This window comes from Comamonas brasiliensis (genome assembly GCF_018292285.1).
Taxonomy (GTDB): Bacteria; Pseudomonadota; Gammaproteobacteria; order Burkholderiales; family Burkholderiaceae_C; genus Comamonas; species Comamonas brasiliensis.
In genome coordinates this window covers 1,028,374-1,049,918 of sequence record NZ_JAANES010000001.1, presented here as the reverse complement: position 1 = coordinate 1,049,918, position 21,545 = coordinate 1,028,374, and the positions used below count along the sequence as shown (strand labels likewise).

At 62.0% G+C, this 21,545-nt stretch carries 16 protein-coding genes and 1 tRNA gene; 12 read left to right on the top strand and 5 right to left on the bottom strand.

The features are described from left to right. Positions 1 to 53 precede the first annotated feature (53 nt). On the bottom strand, positions 54 to 2,933 hold the full coding sequence (locus tag DJFAAGMI_RS04730) for a 2-oxoglutarate dehydrogenase E1 component (RefSeq protein WP_003055529.1): 2,880 nt from the start codon (positions 2,931 to 2,933) through the stop codon (positions 54 to 56). 220 nt (positions 2,934 to 3,153) lie between these two features. Here DJFAAGMI_RS04730 and DJFAAGMI_RS04725 point away from each other — a divergent pair, with 220 nt between their 5' ends. The 8 genes from DJFAAGMI_RS04725 to DJFAAGMI_RS04690 all read left to right on the top strand — a co-directional run bounded on the left by DJFAAGMI_RS04725 (position 3,154) and on the right by DJFAAGMI_RS04690 (position 14,093). Continuing rightward, positions 3,154 to 4,329: an AI-2E family transporter gene (locus DJFAAGMI_RS04725; RefSeq protein WP_211456139.1), complete on the top strand. Its 1,176-nt coding sequence runs from the start codon at positions 3,154 to 3,156 to the stop codon at positions 4,327 to 4,329. 234 nt (positions 4,330 to 4,563) lie between these two features. Beyond that, on the top strand, positions 4,564 to 7,629 hold the full coding sequence (gene fdnG / locus DJFAAGMI_RS04720; protein ID WP_211456138.1) for a formate dehydrogenase-N subunit alpha: 3,066 nt from the start codon (positions 4,564 to 4,566) through the stop codon (positions 7,627 to 7,629). Between the two features lie 12 nt (positions 7,630 to 7,641). Then, positions 7,642 to 8,571 (top strand): formate dehydrogenase subunit beta, encoded by a 930-nt coding sequence (gene fdxH, locus DJFAAGMI_RS04715; protein ID WP_003055535.1) that lies wholly within the window; start codon positions 7,642 to 7,644, stop codon positions 8,569 to 8,571. Continuing rightward, positions 8,568 to 9,194, top strand: a complete 627-nt coding sequence (locus DJFAAGMI_RS04710; RefSeq protein WP_211456137.1) for a formate dehydrogenase subunit gamma — start codon at positions 8,568 to 8,570, stop codon at positions 9,192 to 9,194. The genes fdxH and DJFAAGMI_RS04710 overlap by 4 nt, the downstream gene beginning before the upstream one ends. 102 nt (positions 9,195 to 9,296) lie before the next feature. Beyond that, a complete protein-coding gene (gene fdhE, locus DJFAAGMI_RS04705) occupies positions 9,297 to 10,265 on the top strand; it encodes a formate dehydrogenase accessory protein FdhE (protein WP_211456136.1) in 969 nt (322 codons plus the stop codon). Positions 10,266 to 10,354: 89 nt separating this feature from the next. Then, complete coding sequence (gene selA / locus DJFAAGMI_RS04700; protein WP_211456135.1) at positions 10,355 to 11,794, top strand: L-seryl-tRNA(Sec) selenium transferase; 1,440 nt, start codon at positions 10,355 to 10,357, stop codon at positions 11,792 to 11,794. Between the two features lie 95 nt (positions 11,795 to 11,889). After that, positions 11,890 to 13,815 carry a selenocysteine-specific translation elongation factor gene (gene selB, locus DJFAAGMI_RS04695; RefSeq protein ID WP_211456134.1) on the top strand — a complete coding sequence of 642 codons (1,926 nt, stop codon included), beginning with the start codon at positions 11,890 to 11,892 and terminating at the stop codon, positions 13,813 to 13,815. Between the two features lie 182 nt (positions 13,816 to 13,997). After that, positions 13,998 to 14,093 (top strand) — tRNA-Sec (locus DJFAAGMI_RS04690). Between the two features lie 17 nt (positions 14,094 to 14,110). Here DJFAAGMI_RS04690 and DJFAAGMI_RS04685 read toward each other — a convergent pair. Further along, positions 14,111 to 15,799, bottom strand: a complete 1,689-nt coding sequence (locus tag DJFAAGMI_RS04685; protein WP_211456133.1) for a long-chain fatty acid--CoA ligase — start codon at positions 15,797 to 15,799, stop codon at positions 14,111 to 14,113. Between the two features lie 182 nt (positions 15,800 to 15,981). Here DJFAAGMI_RS04685 and DJFAAGMI_RS04680 point away from each other — a divergent pair, with 182 nt between their 5' ends. Further along, positions 15,982 to 16,494, top strand: a complete 513-nt coding sequence (locus DJFAAGMI_RS04680) for a pyridoxamine 5'-phosphate oxidase (RefSeq protein ID WP_211456132.1) — start codon at positions 15,982 to 15,984, stop codon at positions 16,492 to 16,494. Here DJFAAGMI_RS04680 and DJFAAGMI_RS04675 read toward each other — a convergent pair. From DJFAAGMI_RS04675 to DJFAAGMI_RS04665, 3 genes are all read right to left on the bottom strand, one after another. Then, a complete protein-coding gene (locus DJFAAGMI_RS04675) occupies positions 16,491 to 17,018 on the bottom strand; it encodes a hypothetical protein (protein ID WP_249333795.1) in 528 nt (175 codons plus the stop codon). The two genes, DJFAAGMI_RS04680 and DJFAAGMI_RS04675, sit on opposite strands and share 4 nt — an antisense overlap. 53 nt (positions 17,019 to 17,071) lie before the next feature. Continuing rightward, complete coding sequence (locus tag DJFAAGMI_RS04670) at positions 17,072 to 17,272, bottom strand: hypothetical protein (RefSeq protein ID WP_211456789.1); 201 nt, start codon at positions 17,270 to 17,272, stop codon at positions 17,072 to 17,074. 221 nt (positions 17,273 to 17,493) lie between these two features. Then, a complete protein-coding gene (locus tag DJFAAGMI_RS04665) occupies positions 17,494 to 18,357 on the bottom strand; it encodes a MurR/RpiR family transcriptional regulator (protein ID WP_211456131.1) in 864 nt (287 codons plus the stop codon). Between the two features lie 196 nt (positions 18,358 to 18,553). On the opposite strand from DJFAAGMI_RS04665, the gene DJFAAGMI_RS04660 reads away from it, so the two are divergent. The 3 genes from DJFAAGMI_RS04660 to DJFAAGMI_RS04650 are packed head-to-tail and all read left to right on the top strand — an operon-like array spanning position 18,554 to position 21,528. Further along, on the top strand, positions 18,554 to 19,894 hold the full coding sequence (locus DJFAAGMI_RS04660; RefSeq protein WP_211456130.1) for an aspartate aminotransferase family protein: 1,341 nt from the start codon (positions 18,554 to 18,556) through the stop codon (positions 19,892 to 19,894). A 59-nt stretch (positions 19,895 to 19,953) separates the two neighbouring features. Further along, on the top strand, positions 19,954 to 20,832 hold the full coding sequence (locus DJFAAGMI_RS04655; protein ID WP_419095605.1) for an amino acid ABC transporter substrate-binding protein: 879 nt from the start codon (positions 19,954 to 19,956) through the stop codon (positions 20,830 to 20,832). Positions 20,833 to 20,859: 27 nt separating this feature from the next. After that, positions 20,860 to 21,528 (top strand): aspartate/glutamate racemase family protein, encoded by a 669-nt coding sequence (locus DJFAAGMI_RS04650; protein ID WP_211456128.1) that lies wholly within the window; start codon positions 20,860 to 20,862, stop codon positions 21,526 to 21,528. Positions 21,529 to 21,545: the final 17 nt, after the last annotated feature.

Sequence of the window (21,545 nt, the reverse complement as noted above, 5' to 3'; positions counted from 1 at the left end):
TTCCAAAGATGTTTCTTGTGCCCCCTGTCCTCGGACAGGGGGTGTCGCCTGTATTACTTGGTCAGGACAAAGCCCTTGAGCTTGGCGAATGCGCCTTCCACCAGTGCCTTTTGTTGCTCTTGGTGCAGATGTGCGTAGCCAACGGCGGGCGAAGCGGACGCAGCGCGACCGGAGTAGCCCAGCTTCTGGCCTTCACGCATGTTCTCGTGGATGTTGTGCTGGATGAAGAACCAGGCACCCTGGTTCTGAGGCTCATCCTGGCACCACACGATGTCAGTAGCGTTGGCGTACTTCTTCACTTCGGCGGCGAACGCCTTGTGGGGGAAGGGATACAGCTGCTCGACGCGGATGATGGCGACGTCCTTGGATTCCTTCTCGGCACGCTTCTTGACCAGATCGTAGTACACCTTGCCCGAGCAGGCGATGATGCGCTTGACCTTGGCAGCGTTCTTGACGATGGTTTCGTCCTGCTCGGGGATCACGGTCTGGAAACCACCAGAGGTGAACTCGGACAGGGGCGACGTGGCGTCCTTGTTACGCAGCAGCGACTTGGGAGTCATGATGACCAGCGGCTTGCGCAGGCCACGAACCATCTGGCGACGCAGCACGTGGAAGATCTGGCTGGCCGTTGTGGGCTGCACGATCTGCATATTGGTGTCGGCAGCCAGCTGCATGAAGCGCTCCAGACGCGCCGAGCTGTGCTCGGGGCCCTGGCCTTCATAGCCATGAGGCAGCATCAGTGTCAGGCCGTTGACACGGCCCCACTTCACTTCACCGGATGCGATGAACTGGTCGATCACCACCTGGGCACCGTTGGCGAAGTCGCCGAACTGGGCTTCCCACACCACCAGGGTGTTGGGATCGTTCGATGCATAGCCGTATTCAAAGCCCAGCACTGCCTCTTCGGACAGGATGGAGTCGATGACGACGAACGGAGCCTGATTCTCGGCAGCGTTCTGCAAAGGAATATATGTGCCCTCGTCCCACTTTTCTCGCTTCTGGTCATGAACCACGGCGTGACGGTGTGTGAAGGTGCCGCGACCCGAGTCTTCACCCGACAGACGCACGGGATAGCCCGAAGCAACCAGGGAGCCGAAGGCCATGGTTTCACCCATGCCCCAGTCCACGTTCACATCACCGCGGCCCATGGCTGCACGATCGTCGTACACCTTCTTGACCAGGGCGTGAGGGTTCACGCTGGCAGGCAGAGTCGTGATCTTCTCGGCCAGGCGCTTCCACTCGGTCAAGGGAATAGCTGTGTCGCCGGCGTCGGTCCAGGTCTTGCCCACGAAGGGGCTCCAGTCCACGGCGTACTTGCTCTTGAAGTTGGTCAGCACCACGTCCTGGGTGTGACGGCCCTCGTCCATGGCGGCGCGATAGGCCTTGACCATGTCGTCGCCCAGCGTGTCGCCCAAGCCCTGAGTGGCCAGCTTGTCTGCGTACAGCTTGCGCGTGCCGGGGTGGGCAGCGATCTTCTTGTACATCAGAGGCTGTGTCAGTGCAGGAGTGTCCTGCTCGTTATGACCCAGCTTGCGGAAGCAGATGATGTCGACCACCACGTCCTTGGAGAACTCCATACGGAATTCCAGGGCCAGCTGCATGGCCAGGCACACGGCTTCAGGATCATCGCCATTCACGTGCAGCACGGGCGACTCGATCATCTTGACGATGTCGGTGCAATACAGTGTGGAGCGCAGATCGCGAGGGTCAGAGGTGGTGAAACCGATCTGGTTGTTGATGATGATGTGAACCGTACCGCCAGTGGTGTAGCCACGGGTTTCGGACAACGCCAGGGTTTCCTGGTTCACGCCCTGGCCGGCGAAGGCCGCGTCACCGTGCACCAGCACGGGCAGCACTTGCTTGCCCATGGGGTCGTCGCGACGGTCCATGCGCGAGCGCACCGAACCTTCCACCACGGGGTTGACGATTTCCAGGTGCGAGGGGTTGAAAGCCAGCGACAGGTGAACGGGACCCCCCTTGGCAGACACGTCGGAGCTGAAGCCCTGGTGATACTTCACGTCACCGGCAGGCAAATCTTCGGGAGCGGTGTGGTCGAACTCGGCAAACAGATCCTTAGGCGCCTTGCCCAGGGTATTGACCAGCACGTTCAGACGGCCGCGGTGAGCCATGCCGATCACGACTTCCTGCACGCCCTTGGCGCTGGCGGAGTTGATCAGCTCGTCCATGGCGGCGATGAAGGACTCACCACCTTCCAGCGAGAAGCGCTTCTGACCCACATACTTGGTGTGCAGATAACGCTCCAGACCTTCGGCAGCGGTCAGGCGGTCCAGGATGCGCTTTTTCTCGTCCGCATTGAAGACGGGCTTGGAACGGATCGATTCCAGGCGTTGCTGCCACCAGCGCTTCTGATTCTGATTGGTGGCATACATGTACTCGGCGCCCAGGGTGCCGCAGTAGGTTTCGCGCAGAGCATTCATCAGCTCGCGCAGAGTCATGCTTTCCTTGCCGAAGAAGGTGTTGCTGGTGTTGAACACCACTTCCTGGTCGGCGTCGGTGAAGCCGTAGAAGGAAGGCTCCAGCTCGGGAATTTCGGGGCGCTCGGTGCGCTTCAGGGGATCCAGATCGGCCCAGCGTTGACCCACGTTGCGGTAGGCAGCAATCAGCTGCTGCACGGCCGTGCGCTTGCGACCCAGCTCGGAGTCAGCGCCGGAAGCCACCACCACCTTGGTGCCGCCCTGCTTTGCGCGCTCGGCAAAAGCATTGATCACGGGCAGGTGAGGAACGTCCTTGTTGTCGGTGCCGTCCACTGCAGGCACATGCTGCAGTGCATCGAAGTATTCACGCCAGGAATCGGGGACGCTACCGGGGTTGGCCAGGTAGTTCTCGTACATCTCTTCGACATAGGGCGCATTGCCGCCGAACAGATAGGTGTTGCCTTGATAGGCTTGATAGATCGTTGACTGATCGCTCATATCTCGCTGACCTCCGCTTTCCTTCGGAAAGCATTAGCTGGTTTGTGGAACCTCCCGCGACACGGCTGTACCGATTGGCGGATGCGACTGTGGCTGGGGAAGGGCCTTGAGTTGCGGCAGCCATTGTGCCACTGTTCAAAGTCTTGGTCTTATAAAAGACAAGATGTTTACACCCCTGGGACTCGCTTACATTGCAGGAACTCCGTAAACAAGGATTCGCATGCCGCTTTTGCCGCTTCACAAACGTGCATTCATTCTTCTTTTGATAGCAGTAACTGCTGGATTCGGCTTGGTTCTTGAGGAATATGCCGTTGCCATCTTCTGGGGCGTGGTATTTGCCATCGTCTTCGCCCCCCTGCACCGCAAGCTGCTGATGCGCATGCCCAACAGGCCCACGCTGGCCGCGCTGGCAACCTTGCTAATTAGTCTGGTAATGGTCATTTTGCCGCTGTCTCTGATAGGGCTGTCGCTCATCAAGGAAACCGCTGCCATCTATGACCAGGTCAGCAGCGGCAACCTGTCCGCCGGCAACTATGTGGAGCAGATATTCAATGCCCTGCCCTCCTGGCTGACACCGTGGATGGAGAAGCTGCACCTGGGCACGCTGGAAGAAATCCAGACCAAGCTCTCCAATATCGCGCTGCAAGCCAGCAAGCTCGCGGCGACCAAGGCCGTGGGGCTGGGGCAGAACACCCTGGGCTTTGTGGTGGGCTTCGGCGTCATGCTCTATCTGATCTTCTTTCTGCTGCGCGATGGCAAGGAGCTGGTGGCACGCATCTGGGCTGCCACGCCTCTGGCACCCGAGCACAAGCGCGAGCTGGCCATCAAGTTCATCACCGTCATCCGCGCCACCGTCAAGGGCAATCTGGCCGTCGCTGCCGCACAGGGCGCATTGGGGGGGTTGATCTTCTGGATTCTGGGCATCCAGGGCGCGGTGCTCTGGGCCGTGGTCATGGCTTTTCTGTCGCTGCTGCCCGCAGTGGGTGCAGGTCTGGTCTGGGGGCCGGTCGCGATCTACTTCCTGGCCACAGGCGCCGTCACCAAGGGCCTGATCCTGGCCACCTACGGGGTGCTGGTCATCGGACTGGTGGACAACGTGCTGCGCCCCCTGCTGGTCGGCAAGGACACCAAGATGCCTGACTATGTGGTGCTGATCTCCACACTGGGAGGCATGGCCCTGTTTGGGCTTTCGGGCTTTGTGCTCGGCCCGGCCATCGCCGCGCTGTTCATGGCTGCCTGGGAGCTGTTTGCCTCCATGCAAGCGCAGGAGGAGGAGCAACTGAGCCGCGAAAGCGCGCAAAAACGCACAACGGCCGATGAGCCTCAGCCTGCCGAGAGCCCGCTTGCTGTCACTGCAGAGCCCTCGACCGAAACACCAAAAAGCGACACAGACTAGGAATTTTCTGTGCAATTCGGCCTGTCAGCTGATGGTGTTTCGCCCTGAAACTTGATAAGTTCAGAAGCGCAGGCCGAAAACTATGGTGGCGATAAAGAAATACAAAAACGAAAAATAAGGAGCAAAACCGCTTGACGTTACTCAAGAATTAAGGGTTTGTAACTGCTATCAAAAATGAGGGGGGTCGTAAAATTTGCTTTCACTATAAGCGTTCATACGAAAAGGTACCCCACAATGGTCCAATTCTCCAGACGCCAGTTCATGAAAGTGACTGGTTCGACTCTGGCGGGTTCCAGCTTGGCGCTGATGGGTTTCTCACCCACAGCTGCGCTCGCTGAGGTGCGACAGTACAAACTGTCTGCTGCCACCGTAACCCGCCAAACCTGCACCTACTGCTCTGTAGGCTGCGGCATCCTGATGTACTCCCTGGGCGACGGCAGCAAGAACAGCCGCCTGTCCGTGATGCACGTGGAAGGCGACCCGGATCATCCGGTCAATCGCGGCACACTGTGCCCCAAGGGTGCATCGCTGCTGGACTTCGTCCACAGTCCAAGCCGCCTCAAGTATCCCGAATATCGCGCGCCCGGCTCCTCCGAGTGGAAGCGCATGTCCTGGGACGAGGCGCTGAACCGCATCACCAAGCTGCTCAAGGAAGACCGCGACGCCAACTTCGTTGAAACCAACGAAAAAGGCCAGAAGGTCAACCGCTGGCTCACCACCGGCATGCTGGCCGCCTCGGCCTCCAGCAACGAAGCCGGCTACATCACGCACAAAGTGGCCCGCTCCTGGGGCCTTCTTGCACTCGACAACCAAGCACGTGTCTGACACGGCCCGACGGTGGCAGGTCTTGCCCCGACGTTTGGCCGTGGAGCGATGACGAACCATTGGGTCGACATCAAGAACGCGGACGTTATTTTGATCATGGGCGGCAATGCCGCCGAAGCACACCCCTGCGGCTTCAAGTGGGTGACCGAAGCGAAGGAGCACAACAAGGCTCACTTCATGGTGGTCGATCCGCGCTTCAACCGCTCGGCATCCGTGGCTGACTTCTATGCACCGATCCGTTCCGGCTCGGACATTGTCTTCCTCGGCGGTGTGATCAACTACCTGCTGACCAACGACAGGATTCACCACGAGTATGTGAAGAACTACACGGACTTCTCATTCATCGTGCGCGAGGACTTTGCGTTCGACGAAGGTATTTTCTCGGGCTACAACCCCGAAAAGCGTACGTACGACAAGGCATCCTGGGACTATGAGCTCGGTGACGATGGCTTTGTGAAGGTCGATCCCACGCTGGAACACCCTCGCTGCGTCTATCAATGGCTCAAGAAGCATTACGCAGGCTACACCCCCGAGAAGGTGGAATCCATCTGCGGCACGCCCAAGGAAAAATTCCTGCACGTGTGCGAGAAGCTTGCTTCGACTGCCGAAGCAGGTCGTGTTGCCACCATCATGTATGCACTGGGCTGGACCCAGCACACCACGGGCGCGCAGATTCTGCGTACCGGCGCCATGATCCAGCTGCTGCTGGGCAATATCGGCATCGCTGGCGGCGGCATGAACGCGCTGCGCGGCCACTCCAACATCCAGGGTCTGACCGACCTGGGCATTCTGTCCGCTTCGCTTCCCGGGTACCTGACGCTGCCGAACGAAGCCGAGCAGGACTACAACCAGTACATCGCCACACGCACGCCCAAGCTGCTGCGCCCTGGCCAGATGAACTACTGGTCGAACACGCCCAAGTTCCATGTCAGCCTGATGAAGGCATGGTGGGGCCCGGCGGCAACTGCTGAAAACAACTGGGCTTTTGACTATCTGCCCAAGCTGGACAAGCAGTACGACATGCTGCAGATCTTCGAGATGATGACTCAGGGCAAGGTCAACGGCTACATCGCTCAGGGCTTCAACCCCCTGGCGGCCCTGGCCAACAGCAACAGCGTGCGCGAAGGCCTCAAGAAGCTGAAGTTCCTGGTCATCATGGATCCGCTGGTGACCGAGACTTCGGAGTTCTGGAAGAACCACGGTGAGTTCAACGACGTGGACTCCGCTTCCATCCAGACCGAGGTGTTCCGCCTGCCCACCACCTGCTTCGCCGAAGAAGACGGTGCCGTGGTCAGTTCCTCGCGCGTGCTGCAGTGGCACTGGAAGGCAGCCGAACCTCCGGGAGAGGCCAAGACCGACATTGCCATCATGTCCGGCCTGCACCTGCGCCTGAAAGCGCTCTACCAGAAGGAAGGCGGCAAGTTCTTCGAGCCCATCACCAATCTGTACTGGCCTTACGCCGAAGCCCACCACCCCTCCTCCGAGGAAGTGGCCAAGGAGTACAACGGTCGTGCGCTGGTGGATCTGTTCGACCCCAAGGACCCCACCAAGCTCATCCGCAAGGCGGGCGAGCAGCTGGCGGGCTTCGGCGAAATGCGCGATGACGGCACCACCCTGGGCGGCTGCTGGATCTGGGCTGGCAGCTGGACTTCGTCCGGCAACCAGATGGCGCGCCGCGACAACAGCGACCCCACAGGCATAGGCAACACGCTGAACTGGGCCTGGGCCTGGCCTGCCAACCGTCGTGTGCTCTACAACCGTGCATCCTGCGACCGTCAGGGCAAGCCGTTCAACCCCGAACGCGTGCTGATCAAGTGGAACGGCAAGCAATGGGGGGGTGCGGACGTGCCGGACGTGGCCGTGGGCCTGGATCCCGAGGTGATCAACCCCTTCATCATGAATCCCGAAGGGGTGGCCCGCCTGTTTGCTCGCAAGGGCATGGCAGAAGGCCCGTTCCCCACGCATTACGAGGCGTTTGACAACCCGCTGGGCTACAACCCCATGTACCCCAACAACAAGCTGGCCGTCATCAGCCCCGTGATACGCATCCTGGAAACCGCCAAGGGCACCCAGGGCGACCCCAAGGACTACCCGCACGTGGGCACGACCTACCGCCTGACCGAGCACTTCCACTACTGGACCAAGCATGTTCAGCTGAACAACATCGTCCAGCCCGAACAGTTCGTGGAAATCGGCGAGGCACTGGGCAAGGAGCTGGGCATCGAAACCGGCCATCAGGTCAAGGTTTCGTCCAAGCGTGGCTTCGTCAAGGCCGTGGCCGTGGTGACCAAGCGCATCAAGCCCATGAAGATCGATGGCAAGACCATCCATCACGTGGGCGTGCCGATTCACTGGGGCTTCTCCACGACGGGACGCAAGGGCTATCTGGCTAACAACCTGACAGCCTCCGTGGGTGACGGTAACAGCTTGACCCCTGAATCCAAGACCTTCCTCGTGAAGGTGGAAAAGATCTAAGGAGCCACGCTGATGTCCTCAACCATGTCTCTCGATATCAAACGCCGCTCGGCGACGACGACACCCGCACCCAGCGCACGCGGTGCGCATGCAGGTGAAGTCGCCAAGCTGATCGACGTCTCCAAATGCATTGGCTGCAAGGCTTGCCAGACAGCCTGCATGGAGTGGAACGACCTTCGCGACGAAATCGGCACAGTGGCCGCTGGCGTCTACGACAACCCGACGGATCTGACGTCGGAATCGTGGACCGTGATGCGCTTTGCCGAGTACGAAAACGAAGCCACAGGCAACCTGGAGTGGCTGATCCGCAAGGACGGCTGCATGCACTGCGAAGACCCGGGCTGCCTCAAGGCCTGCCCCTCGCCTGGCGCCATCGTCCAATATGCCAACGGCATCGTGGACTTCCAGCAGGACCAGTGCGTGGGCTGCGGCTACTGCGTCACGGGCTGCCCGTTCAACATTCCGCGCATCTCCAAGAAGGACCACAAGGCGTACAAGTGCACCTTGTGTTCGGACCGCGTGGCTGTTGGCCAGGAACCCGCCTGCGTCAAGACCTGCCCAACCGGAGCCATCCAGTTCGGCACCAAGGAAGCCATGCAGGAGCAGGCCTCGCGCCGTGTCGTGGACCTCAAGGAACGCGGCTACGAAAAGGCCGGTCTCTACGACCCGCAGGGCGTGGGCGGTACGCACGTGATGTACGTGCTGCACCATGCGGACAAGCCTTCGCTCTACAAGGGCCTGCCGGACGATCCCAAGATCAGCCCGATGGTGTCCCTGTGGAAGGGTGTGGCCAAGCCTCTGGCCATGGCCGCTCTGGGTGCAGCTGCTGTCGGCAGCCTGTTCCACTACATCACCAAGGGTCCGAACGACGTGTCCAAGGACCTGGAAGATGAAATGGAGCGCAAGGACGCCGAAGCGCAGAACAAGGAGAACGGCCAATGAAACGCAACCCTCGCGACCTCGTGCGCTACAACGCATCGGAGCGCGCCAACCACTGGGTGGTAGGCATTTGCTTCATTTTGCTGGCCCTGTCCGGCCTGGCGTTCTTCCATCCCGCCTTCTTTCCGCTGACACAGCTGTTCGGTGGCGGCCCATGGACGCGCATTCTGCACCCCTATATCGGGGTGGTGATGGCCTTGTTCTTCGTCATCATGGCTTGCCGTTTTGCCAAGCTCAACATCGTGGAACCCCGCGATATCGAGTGGCTCAAGAACGTCAACAAGATGATCGACGGCGACGACCACGACATGCCCGAACAGGGCAAGTACAACGGTGGCCAGAAGCTGCTGTTCTGGGGTCTGGTGATCGGCATGCTGCTGATCACGGTCACCGGCGTGCTGATGTGGCGTGCCTGGTGGACGCTGCCCGTGGGCGTGGTGCGTGCCGCTTCGGTGGTGCATGCCATCGCTGCGGTATGGATGATCGGCCTGATCATCATGCACGTCTATGCGGCTATTTGGACTCGCGGCACCATTCGCGCCATGTTGTATGGCACAGTGACCCGTGCCTGGGCCAAGCAGCACCACCGCGGCTGGTATCGCAAGATGACTGGCGACAACGACTGATCGCATCGGTCTTTGGATAAAGTCACTTAGACACTTGTTGATCGCCGCCGGACGCCCTCTGCTGGGCGTGCCGGCGGCTTCAGTTTCGGGACCCCTATTTCTATGCAACAACGCATTCTTCAACCCGGCGAAATCGAAGCACTGGACAAGACCAGCTTCCCCCGCATCCTGCTGCCTCAGGTAGCCAGCCTGTTTGCCGACCGCGCCGCGCGCCTGCGCCAGCTGTCGCAAGGCAATCCGATTGCGGATTACCTGCAGTTTGCCGCCAAGATCGTGGATGCCCAGCATGCCGCAGCTTCCCGAGTGGAGCTGCAGCCCCTGGACACCGACAGCATCGAGCGCGCGCAGCAGCACTCCATGCCCTTGCTGCCTGCGGCCGACCACATCGATCCGGCCTGGCATGAGGTGCTGGATGCCATGCTGGACACGCTGGCCGGAAACGAAGGCCTGCCCGAGCCCCTGCAACCGCTGATCACCTCGCTGCGCGAACTCAGCCTGCAGGAGCGCGATGAAATCGCCCAACGCCTGCTGCAAAAGGAAGTAGCTGCCCGCCATATCGGCATGGCGCCTTTCATCATGGCCGCGCTGCAGGTGGTCTTCGCCAGGCGCGCAGCAGCCCTGCAGGTGCAGGACGTGCCCTATACCGAACCTGCCACCATCTGCCCCGTGTGCGCCAGCGAACCCGTGGCCAGCGTCATCCGCATCGGCGGCAAGCTTGCCGGTCACCGCTACGCCCATTGCGGCACTTGCGCCTGCGAATGGCATATGGTGCGCGTCAAGTGCACGCACTGCGAATCGACCAAGGGCATCCACTACCAGGGCATCGACGGCGGCGGCGAGGAAGTTCTGGCCGAAACCTGCGACGAATGCGGCAGCTACCGCAAGATCGTCAACCAGGAAAAAAACCCCATGGTCGAGCCTCTGGCCGATGATCTGGCCAGCCTGATGCTGGACCTGCTGATGAGCGAGACCGGCTTCCAGCGCGCCAGCGCCAATCCTCTGCTGTTTGTCGCCGTAGCCGAAGAGCAGCAAGGCGAGGCCGACCAGCATCTGGTGGACCCAGCAGCCTGAACCTACGGGTGCCAAGCGCCACCATAATGAGGGCGGCAGGTCTTCCTGCCGCCTTTTTTGATTTTTCGACGACCCGACACATCCTGGCCATGAGCAATACCGCAGCGACTGCCCCCGAAATTTCGCACCCCTCCCAGCTTCCTGCCGTGGACAAGGTCTTGCTCGCGGTCGAGATGCAGGCATTGCGTCAATCCTATGGCCTGGACGCCTGCACCAAAGCCGTCCGGGACGTGCTGACAGGGCTGCGCCAGCAGCTTCTGGGCGCTGGCGATCAGCCCGCCCAGAGCGTGCAGGCCGACATCGGCTCCATCGTCCAGGCCGCACAGCGCCAGCTTCAGGCCCGGTTCGCGCCACGCCTGCAGCCTGTCTTCAACCTCACCGGCACGGTGCTGCATACCAATCTGGGCCGCGCGCTGCTGCCGCAGGCTGCCATCGACGCCGTGGTGCAGGCTATGAGCGCACCGGCCAATCTGGAGTACGACCTGGACGACGGCGGCCGCGGCGATCGCGACGACCTGGTCGAATCGCTGATCTGCGAGCTGACCGGTGCCGAAGCCGCGACCGTTGTCAACAACAACGCCGCTGCCGTGCTGCTGGTGCTGTCCACCATGGCCGCGGGTCGGGAAGTCGTGGTCTCGCGCGGCGAGCTGGTCGAAATCGGCGGCGCCTTCCGCATCCCCGATGTCATGACCCGCGCCGGTGCCCGGCTGATCGAAGTCGGCACCACCAACCGCACCCACGAGAAAGACTATGCAGGGGCCATCGGCGAGAACACGGCCGCGCTCATGAAGGTGCATTGCAGCAACTACGCCATCACCGGCTTCACCAAGGCCGTCAGCGATGCCGATGTTGCCCGCATTGCACACGACAGCAGCCTGCCCATGATCGTCGACCTGGGCAGCGGCACGCTGATCGACATGCGCGACTGGGGGCTGCCCTATGAGGTCACGGTGCGCGAGACGGTCGAGTCAGGTGCCGACATTGTCACCTTCAGCGGCGACAAGCTCCTGGGCGGCCCGCAGGCCGGCATCATCGTCGGCAAGCGGGAGCTGATTGCCCAGATCAAGAAGAACCCGCTCAAGCGCGCGCTGCGCGTGGGCAAGATCACGCTGGCGGCGCTGGAGCCCACGCTGCGCCTGTACCTGAACCCCGAAAAACTCGCCCAGGAGCTGACGACACTGCGCCTGTTCACACGCAAGGCCGCCGACATGCAGGCCCAGGCCGGGCAGCTGCAGCCTCTGCTGCAGCAGGCACTGGGCCATGACTATGTGGTGGAGGCCGCGGCCATGAACAGCCAGATCGGCAGCGGCGCCCTGCCCGTGGAAAACCTGCCCAGCTTCGGCCTCAGGATCTATCCGGCAAGCGGCAAACAGGCAGGTCGCCAGCTGACCCGGCTCGAAGCGCGCTTTCGTGCCCTGCCCCGGCCCGTGATCGGGCGCCTGCATGACGACGCCCTGTGGCTGGATCTGCGCTGTCTGGAAATCCCGGCACAGGCCCTGTTTGCCGCGCAACTGCCGCAGCTGGCCTGAGCCAGCCCCATGACTGCGCCCCGCAAATTTATATAAAAACACCTTGCATCGCTTGATACACAAGCGCTAGCAGCTATCAAAACCATAAGCACACCATGATCATCGGAACCGCAGGCCATATCGACCACGGCAAAACCACGCTGGTGCGTGCGCTCACAGGAGTTGAAACTGATCGCCTCAAGGAAGAGAAAGCCCGCGGCATCTCCATAGAACTCGGCTATGCCTACAGCCCGCTGCCCAATGGCGATGTGCTGGGCATCATCGACGTGCCGGGCCACGAGAAATTCGTCCACACCATGGCCGCCGGTGCCGTGGGCATTGACCACGCCCTGCTGGTCGTGGCTGCCGACGACGGCGTCATGCCCCAGACCATAGAGCATCTGGAGATTCTGCAGCTGCTGGGTGTCAGGCGCGGCAGCGTGGCGCTGACCAAGGTCGATCGCGTGCTGCCGCAGCGCATTGTCGACGTGCACCGGGAAATCAACGCCATTCTCGGCGTCACTGCTCTGGCGGACAGCCCCATCTTCGAGACCAATGCCGCAGAACCCGGCAATGCCGGCGTACAGGCCCTGCGCGAACACCTGCAGGTGCAGGCCCAGATGATGCAGGCGCGCCCCCGGGACGGCCTGTTCCGGCTCGCCGTGGACCGCGTCTTCACGCTGCCGGGCCAGGGCACGGTGGTCACGGGCACGGTCTTCAATGGCCAGGTACGGTTGGGCGACACGCTGGCACACTCGGCCAGCGGCCGGACCGTGCGCGTGCGCAGCATTCATGCCCAGAACCAGAGCAGCGACAGCGGCGTCGCCGGCCAGCGCTGTGCACTGAATCTGGCAGGCATAGGCAAGGACGAGATCGAGCGCGGAGACTGGATCATGGACCCGCGCCTGCTGCAGGCCACGGACCGCCTCGACATTCATCTGCACCTGCTCAGCGAAGCGCCCTCGCTGGCCCAGTGGACGCCCGTCCATGTGCACCTGGGCACCAGGCGCACCACCGGCCATGTGGCCTTGCTGCAGGACCAGGCCATAGAGCCCGGCACCGAAGCCCGCGTGCAGCTGGTGCTGGATGCGCCGGTATTCGCCCTGCCCGGCGACCGCCTGATCCTGCGCAACGCCCAGGCCAGCCGCACCATCGCTGGCGGCATGGTGCTCGACCCCTATGCACCTAGCCGCAAGCGCCGCAGCGCAGAGCGCATGGCCTACCTCGACGCCATGGAGCAGCTCATAGCCCGCAGCGACTTCAGGCCGCTGATCGCACAGGCCCCGCACGGCATTGCGCGCTCGCAGCTGGTGCGTCTGAGCGGCCATGCCTTCCCCAAAGCCAGCCTGGCCGACACCATCCAGCTGCCCATCGGCGGCGGCGATGCCATGGTGCTGGGCCTGCAGCGCTGGCAGCTGCTGCAGAACCAACTCATCGACAGCCTGGCGCGCTTTCATGAAAAATCGCCCGACGAGCCCGGCGTCAACGCAGCGCGGCTGAGGCGCATGGCCTTGCCCGGCCTGCAGCAAAGCAGCTACGACGCCCTCTATCAGGGCCTGGTCGATGCCCTGCTTAGCAGTCAGAAGCTGGCCAGCTCTGGCGCCTGGCTGCATTTGCCTCAGCACAGCGTGCAACTGAGCAGTGCAGAGCAGACGCTGGCCGAAAAACTGCTGCCCGCCATCGCGGCAGGCCGCTTTGACCCGCCCTGGGTGCGCGACTTGGCGCGCGACCATGCCGCAGGCGAAGAACTGGTGCGCCAGCTACTCAAAAAGCTCTCGCGCCAGGGCCAGCTGTTCCAGGTCGTCAAGGACTTGTTCTATGCACCGGCACGCATGGATGAACTAGCCGCCCTGGTTGCCGACATCGCCGGCAGGCACGCCAAGGGCGAAGTGGAAGCCAGCGCATTCCGCGACGCCACCGGTCTGGGCCGCAAGCGCGCCATCCAGATTCTCGAATTCTTCGACCGCACCGGCTACACGCGCCGCGTGCGCGACGTCCATCTGCTGCGCCCAGATGTGCATTGGAATAGCACGCAGCGCTGATCCTGCAAGGAAAGCAGATAGAAATCAGCCCAGGTTCCCTATGCAACCTGCGCAACAAGCTATCAAATCAGAATAGCGGGGCATGAGGCCTTGTCGTGCGGTTTGACATCAAGTGCCGGATTGCTGGCTACAATCGCAGTCCTATCTTCTACAAGAGTGGCAGCTGCCACTCTTGACCCAAAGGAAGGCAATCGTGCCCGGTGGCGCGGCCGGGCTTCAAACCCGGTGGGGGGCGTCAGCCGCTCCCGGGTTGGTTCGACTCCAGCTGCTTTCCGCCACTCCCCTTCTCAGGTATTCAGACTGCAGCTTCCTGCTCCTGCAGCATTCGCCACATCACCTTGCCGCTGCCGCTCTTGGGCAAGGCCGTCACGAACTGCACCAGACGCGGTGCCTTGTAGACCGCCATATTGTCGTGGCACCACTGGATGATCTGCTCTGCCGTCGTCGCCTCATGACCAGCACGCAGCACGACCACGGCCTTGACGGTTTCGCCGCGATAGGCATCCTTGGCGGAAATCACGCAGGCTTCCTGAATCCCGGGGTGGCGGAACATCAGCGACTCCACCTCGGCCGGCCAGACCTTGAAGCCGCTGGCATTGATCATGCGCTTGAGCCGGTCGGTGATGAAGAAATAGCCCTCCTCATCCACACGCCCCAGATCTCCGGTGCGGAAAAAGCGCTTGCCATCCAGCTCCATAAAGCTTTGCTCGGTCGCCTCGGGGCGCTGCCAGTAGCCCTCGAACACCTCGGGGCCATGGACCACGATCTCACCCTGCTCTCCCTGCGCCACCTCTTCCAGCGTGTCGGGGCTGATCACGCGTGCATCGGTGCTCATGAAAGGGATACCCAGGCATTGCTGCTTGGGATGGTCGGGCGGATTGCTGTGCGAGGGTGCGGCAGTTTCGGTCAGTCCATAGCCTTCACAGAAGCGCAGCCCGTACTGCTCGAGCAGCCGCTGGGCCACGGCCTGGGGCATGGCGGCACCGCCGCCGCCGATGTATTTGAGGCTGGACAGGTCGAAGGACGCGAAGTTGGGACTGGCCAGCAGATCGATCACCATGGTCGGGATATTGGTCCAGCTCGTGACCTGATAGTGCGAGATCAGGCGCCCTGCCAGTTCACGCTCCCAGCGCGGCATGATGATCAGCGTCGCCCCCATGTAGATAGCACTATGCAGCACGGACACCATGCCCGTGATGTGAAACATAGGCACGACGGCCAGCACCACGTTCTCGCTGGTGCCCGTGCCCCACATCGCGCCGGAAACGGCGTTGTGGTTGATGCTGCGATGCAGATGCATGCAACCCTTGGGATGGCCCGTGGTGCCGCTGGTATAGGGCAGCAGGGCCAGATCGTCTCGGCCCACGGTGTGCGGCGGCGGCAGCTCGCTGCAGGCCAGCGCCTGCGTCCATGCATGGACCTGGCCGTGGTTCAGGCTGGCAGGCTCGCGCTCGCCCAGCAGCCAGTTGCGCCAGGCTTCGGGCGGCGCATCCGGACCCTGCACATCGGCATCAAAGCCGTCGGTGAACCGTGTCACCAGCAAGTGCTGCAGCGCCTCGGTAGGCTCCAGGGCATTGCTGGCCTTGACCAGTTCCGGCGCCAAATCGGCCGTGGTGATGGCCACCTTGGCACCCGAGTCCGTGATGTAGTGCTTGAGCTCCTCTGCCGTGTTCATGGGATTGACCGGCACCACCACCGCATTGGCGCGGAAGATGGCGTAATGCGCCAGCACCAGCTGCGAGCTGTTCTGCATCAGCACGATGACGCGGTCGCCTTTTTTCACGCCCAGGCCATGCAGATAGGCGGCCATGCGCTCCGTACCCTCGCACAGCTGCTTATAGGTCGTGGTGCGACCCAGAAACACCAGCGCGGCCTTGTCCGGATAGCGCCTGGCATTGACGGCCAGGTTATCCCAGACGCTGGTTGCTGGAACGGTGATGGAATAGGGCAGCCGATTGGGCCAAAACTGGTGATGAGCGGGCATGAGTCAGGCAATCCGAAAAGCGTATACATAGTCCGGGTGGACTAATCAGTCCGCAAGACTAGGCCTGCCGACACGGCCCGGCATCCGGGATGCCCCCAAGAGCCGGTCACTCAGGTGACGGCCGGTGCGGCCTGGCACGGCTCACTCTGACCCGGCATAGCGCTCTGGCTTACCATGCGCCAATGCCTCATGAATCACGCCTGCAGCAGTCGCTGCGCCACCTACTCGCCAGCCAGCGCACCGCCGCGCTGGCCGTGCAGCCACAGGCCGGCTCTTCGGCACCCGGATATCTTCCGGCCCCGGGGCTGTCTCTGGTGCCGTGGGCCTGGAGTGGCGATTTCAGCTGTCTGGTGCTGCATGTCAGTGCGCTGGCCAGCCACACCCAGGCCATGGAGCTGCATCCCGCCGTCAGCCTGCTGATCAGCAGGCCCGAATCGGCGGAGCAAGCCGTGCATGCGCTGGAGCGCATCAGCATCCAGGGCGTGGCATCCACTCCGCCGCGCGACAGCGCTCTGTGGCAAGGCGCCCGTGCCAGCTATCTGGCGCGCTTTCCCGATGCCGAACCCATGACAGCGCTGGGAGACTTTCGCTTTGTCTGCATCACGCCGCAAGGCGGCAGGCATGTCGCCGGCTTCGGCGCGGCGCGCGATGTGGACGAGCACGATCTGATAGCCGCGCTCAACCTGACGGTCTAGTCTTTGCTGGCCTGGCTGGCTTGGGTCTGGCGCACATGCTCTGCAATCAGCACCATGCAGGCCAGCGGCTGGCCCTGTACCAGGGCCTGTACATGGTCCTGCCAGATCTGCCCCTGCTGCTCCACGCTTGCGTCCAGAAAGCACTGCAGCATCTGCTGCGGATCTGCACAGGGCTGATAGTGATAGGGATCGCGCCGCAGACATGCCGCGCGCAGATGCAGGCCCAGGGCCTCCCGCGTCACGGGCCGACCTTGCAGGCGCTGCCACTGATGCAGCAGCTCATGGGCGAAGACACCTGCCACCACAGGGTGGGCAAGCCGCAGCGGCCGATGTGGATCGGCATGCTCGAAAAAGCTGCGCGGCAGATAGATGCGCCCGCCACCCAGGGACAGCGCGCGCCTGGTATCGCCCAGACGCCGCACATGCAGTCGCATGCCGGGCAGCAACTCATCCAGCGCAGCACCGAAAAGCCGCTGCACGAATCCGGTCTCGACCGGCATCAGGCTTCGTCGCCAGAACATCATGCAACAGACCACGCACAAGACGGATTCGGCATCTCAGGGACTCCCGGCACGCTCTAGAACTCGAAGACCTGTGCCAGCTGCGGAACCTGCACCGGGAAATGCAGGCGCTCGTGCAGCAGCGTGGCCAAGTGCTCGTCGGCCTCGCGGCCGCCCTGGGCCATGCCGCAGTCGATCAGGAAACGACTGCCCAGCGCCTCGACCGGAAAGCAGCACCCCGAGACCGACTGCGCTGCGCCGTGAAAAGTGATGTTCATGAAGCCCTCATTGACGATCCATATGGACCGTCAATAAATCTAGCACCACTGGCGCGCGTGCCGACAGAACCGCAAGAGCTGTCCTGATATCGGTCAGAGCATCCCGAGCATCCGTGGACGCCGCTGCCCCGGCTTTTCCGCTACATGCCCGACCGAGCAGTTGAGGGAGGCTTGTCGCGCACGCTGTGACGGAAGCCGTGCGTCCCGCAGCCTGCTCCGGGCTAGCGACCTCGGCCCCCGGCATCCACATAGGCGCCTGATTCAAACAGATGGGCCTCTGCCCTTTCAATGCGGTCGACGACCGGCTTGCCGGCACGGCTCACCAGCAGTTCCAGCAGTGACTCGGTCAATGCCATGCCCGAAGTGATCGATGGGAAGAACGAGGGACTCTGCGTCGAGAACAGGAGCGTCACGTCCGCGAGAAGCGAGAGCGGCGAGGCATCGCTATCGGTGATAGCAATCACTTTGCAGCCGCCCCGTTTGGCCGCTTCCGCCACCTGCAGCACCTCGCGGGAATACGGCGCGAAGCTGATGGCCAGCAGCGCATCGCACGCGGCCATGGACCGGGTCTGCATCTCCAGAGAGCCGCCCTGGCCGTCCATGAGATGCACGGAGTTCCGAAACAGCCTGTACACATAGACAAAGGAAAACGCGATGGGAAAGCAGGCCCGGAACCCCGCAGCATGCACATTGGCCGCGGCCTCCAGCAAGGCTGCCGCATCGTTGAGCCCGCTCCTGCTGTGACGCTCCGTAGTCTCGAGGTTCGCCTTGTGAACCTGGAATATCTCAGCCGCAAGGCCCTGGTCACTGGCGCGCTCCAGCAAGGAACGGGCCCGGTCGCCATAGGCCTCCCGGCCCAGGCCCATCTCCTGCGCAATCGCCTGCTTGAGCTCCGGCCAGCCGGCAAAACCCAGTTGCTGGGCAAATCGCACCAGTGTCGCCGGACGTGCATCCGCGCTGACGCCCACATGGCGCATCGAACTGGTGACCACCTCATTGGGGTGGTCCAGCACGAATTTCGCGATCCGCTGAAGAGCGGGACTCAGCGAGTTGAAACGGCCTCGCAGCTCGTCCTTGACTGTCATTGTTGAAGACTCAATCGAAAGCGGTCCTCGCCAGGCTCCTGGCTGGAACGCGAATGGAACAAATGTTCCCAGAGCATACAACCCGGCAATATTTCTCTTGACGAAACATTTGTTCCAATAAATACTTTAATCAGAACATTAGTTCCAAAGCCTAGCAAAGCTGCCTGGCACCTGTATCAGTTTCGGAATCTTCCCTATGACGCATGTCTTCCACCGCCATCTGCGAACCACCCCACCCATTGCCGTAGCAGCGCGCGGCATGCTAATTCAGGACGCCAGCGGCCATAGCTACCTAGATGCCTCCGGAGGCGCTGCCGTTTCCTCGCTGGGCCATGGGCATCCCGATGTGATTGCGGCGATGCATGCCCAAATCGACGAGCTCGCGTACGCACACACCAGCTTCTTCAGCTCTAGGCCGGCCGAGGCGCTCGCAGACGAGCTGATCCGCACGGCACCCGAAGGCATGAGTCATGTCTATCTGGTCAGCGGGGGCTCAGAGGCCGTGGAGTCCGCACTAAAGATGGCGCGCCAGTACTTTGTGGAGATCGGGCAGCCCGAGCGCACCCATTTCATTGCACGGCGGCAGAGCTACCACGGCAATACCCTGGGTGCTCTGGCAGTCGGTGGCAACGAGTGGCGACGCGCTCCCTTTGCTCCCATCCTGGTGCCTGCCACGCATGTGGCGCCTTGCTACCCCTACCGCGAACAACGCGCCGAAGAGACTCCGGAGCAATATGGACAACGGCTCGCACAGGAGCTGGACACGGCCATACTCACCCAAGGTCCTGGCCGGGTCATCGCCTTTGTGGCAGAAACCGTGGGCGGAGCCACGGCAGGCGTGTTGACCCCCGTGCCGGGTTACTTCAAGGCCGTACGCGAAGTCTGTGACCGCCATGGCGTGCTGCTGATTCTCGATGAAGTGATGTGCGGCATGGGACGGACCGGGACGCTGCATGCCTGCGAGCAGGAAGGCGTCAGCCCGGACCTGATGACCGTCGCCAAGGGGCTGGGCGGCGGCTATCAGGCCATAGGCGCCGTGCTTGCACAAAAACACATTGTCGACGCCATGTCCTGCGGCAGCGGCTTCTTCCAGCACGGCCATACCTATCTCGGCCATCCCGTTGCCTGTGCTGCAGCACTTGCTGTCCAGCGGGTCATCCACCGCGACGGCCTGCTCGCCAAGGTGCGCGAAGACGGCGAGTTCTTCGGCGCGCTGCTGCGCGAGACCCTGGGCGACCACCCTCATGTGGGGGAGGTGCGCGGTCGAGGTTTCTTCTGGGGCGTAGAACTGGTGGCCGACAAGGCCGAGAAACGGCCATTCAGCCCAGCTCTCAAGCTCAATGCCACGCTCAAGAAAGACGCCATGGCACGGGGTCTGCTCTGCTATCCGTTCGGCGGCACCGTCGATGGCGTCAACGGCGACCATGTGCTGCTTGCACCGCCCTATATCGCCAGCCGCGATGAGCTCAGAACCATTGCCAGCCTGTTGGCTGAGTCCGTGGACGCAACCACCGGACATGCCGCAATCGCGGCCTGAAGACCTCCCTCCCCACTGCCTGAATCAGGAATACCATGCGCTTCCATCTTCAAAACCTCATGACTGCCGCCATGCTGGCCACTGCACTTGTTCCCGCATGCGAGGCTCTCGCACAAGAGTCGCCTACCTTGAAGAAGATCAAGGACAGCGGGACCATCACCCTGGGTCACCGCGAGGCCTCGTTCGGCTTCTCATACATCTCCGATAACGCGACCCCCATTGGCTACAGCATCGACATCTGCATGAAGATCGTGGACGCCATCAAGGCCGAGCTGAAGCAGCCAAGAATCGCTATCAAATACCAGGTGGTGACGTCTCAGAACCGCATCCCTCTCGTGACCAACGGGACCGTCGACATCGAGTGCGGCTCCACGACCAATCTGGTGGAGCGCCAGAAGGACGTGGCCTTCTCACCAGACATCTTCCGCTACAACGTGCGCATGGCCGTCAAGGCCAGCTCGGGCATCAAGAACATTGCCGACCTGCAGGGCAAGTCGGTCGTCACCACCGCCGGAACGACGTCGTTCCGTCTCCTGCGTGAAGCCAACCGCGGCAAGGTGCTCGAAGTCACACAACTGTCCGGAAAAGACCATCTAGACTCCTTTCTTCTACTGAATTCGGGCCGCGCCTCAGCCTTTGTGCTCGACGACATCCTGTTAGCCGGTCTGATCGCGAACACCCAGAATCCCAAGGAGTTCATCATCACCGGCGAGAACCTGCGCACGGAAAATCAGTTACTGATGCTGCGCAAGGACGACCCGCAGTTCAAGGCGCTGGTAGACCGCGTCGTGGTCGGGATGATGAAATCCGGCGAAATGGAGACGCTCTACAAAAAGTGGTTCATGTCGCCGATCCCACCAAAGGGAACCAATATCAACTACCCGCTCAATGCAGAGACCAGAGAAGGCTTCGAGAATCCTTCTTCCAAAGGCATCTGAGCTTCACCGACTTCCAGACACCCACACATGACTCGGATCGCCCTCATTCACGCCCTCAGCCATTCGGTCGAGCCCATCAATGCCGCCTTCGATAGGGACTGGCCGCAAGCCGTGCGCATGAATCTGCTCGACGACAGCCTGTCGGCAGACCTTGCGCGAAGCAACAGCGGCCTAGACGCTGCCATGCACAAGCGCTTCGAGGTACTGGCCGACTATGCGGTGGCCACAGGTGCACAAGGCCTGCTCTTTACCTGCTCGGCCTTCGGTCCCTGCATCGATGCGGTCGCTGCTCGGCACGCCAACCTCCCGGTGCTTCGGCCCAATGAGGCCATGGTGGCCGAAGCCCTGCAACAGCCAGGAAAGATTGGACTCATTGCGACTTTTGCCCCCACTCTGAACTCGATGCCGCCCGAGTTCGGTCCCGATGCAAACCTCGTTCCGACTCTGGCCGAAGGCGCGTTGCAGGCCCTGAATGAAGGAGATCTGGCCCGCCACGATGCGCTCATCGCGGTCCAGGCCCGTCGCTTGAGAGACCAAGGATGCACGCGCATCGCTCTCGCACAGTTCAGCATGGCAAGAGCCAGGACACTGTGCGAGCAGGCTTCGGGCCTGCCGGTACTCACCACGGTAGACAGCGCGGTGCGCGCACTGAAGACTGCGCTTTGCAGACCCATGGACGGGCCCGCAACCATTTGATGCAGCAGCGCCGGCTC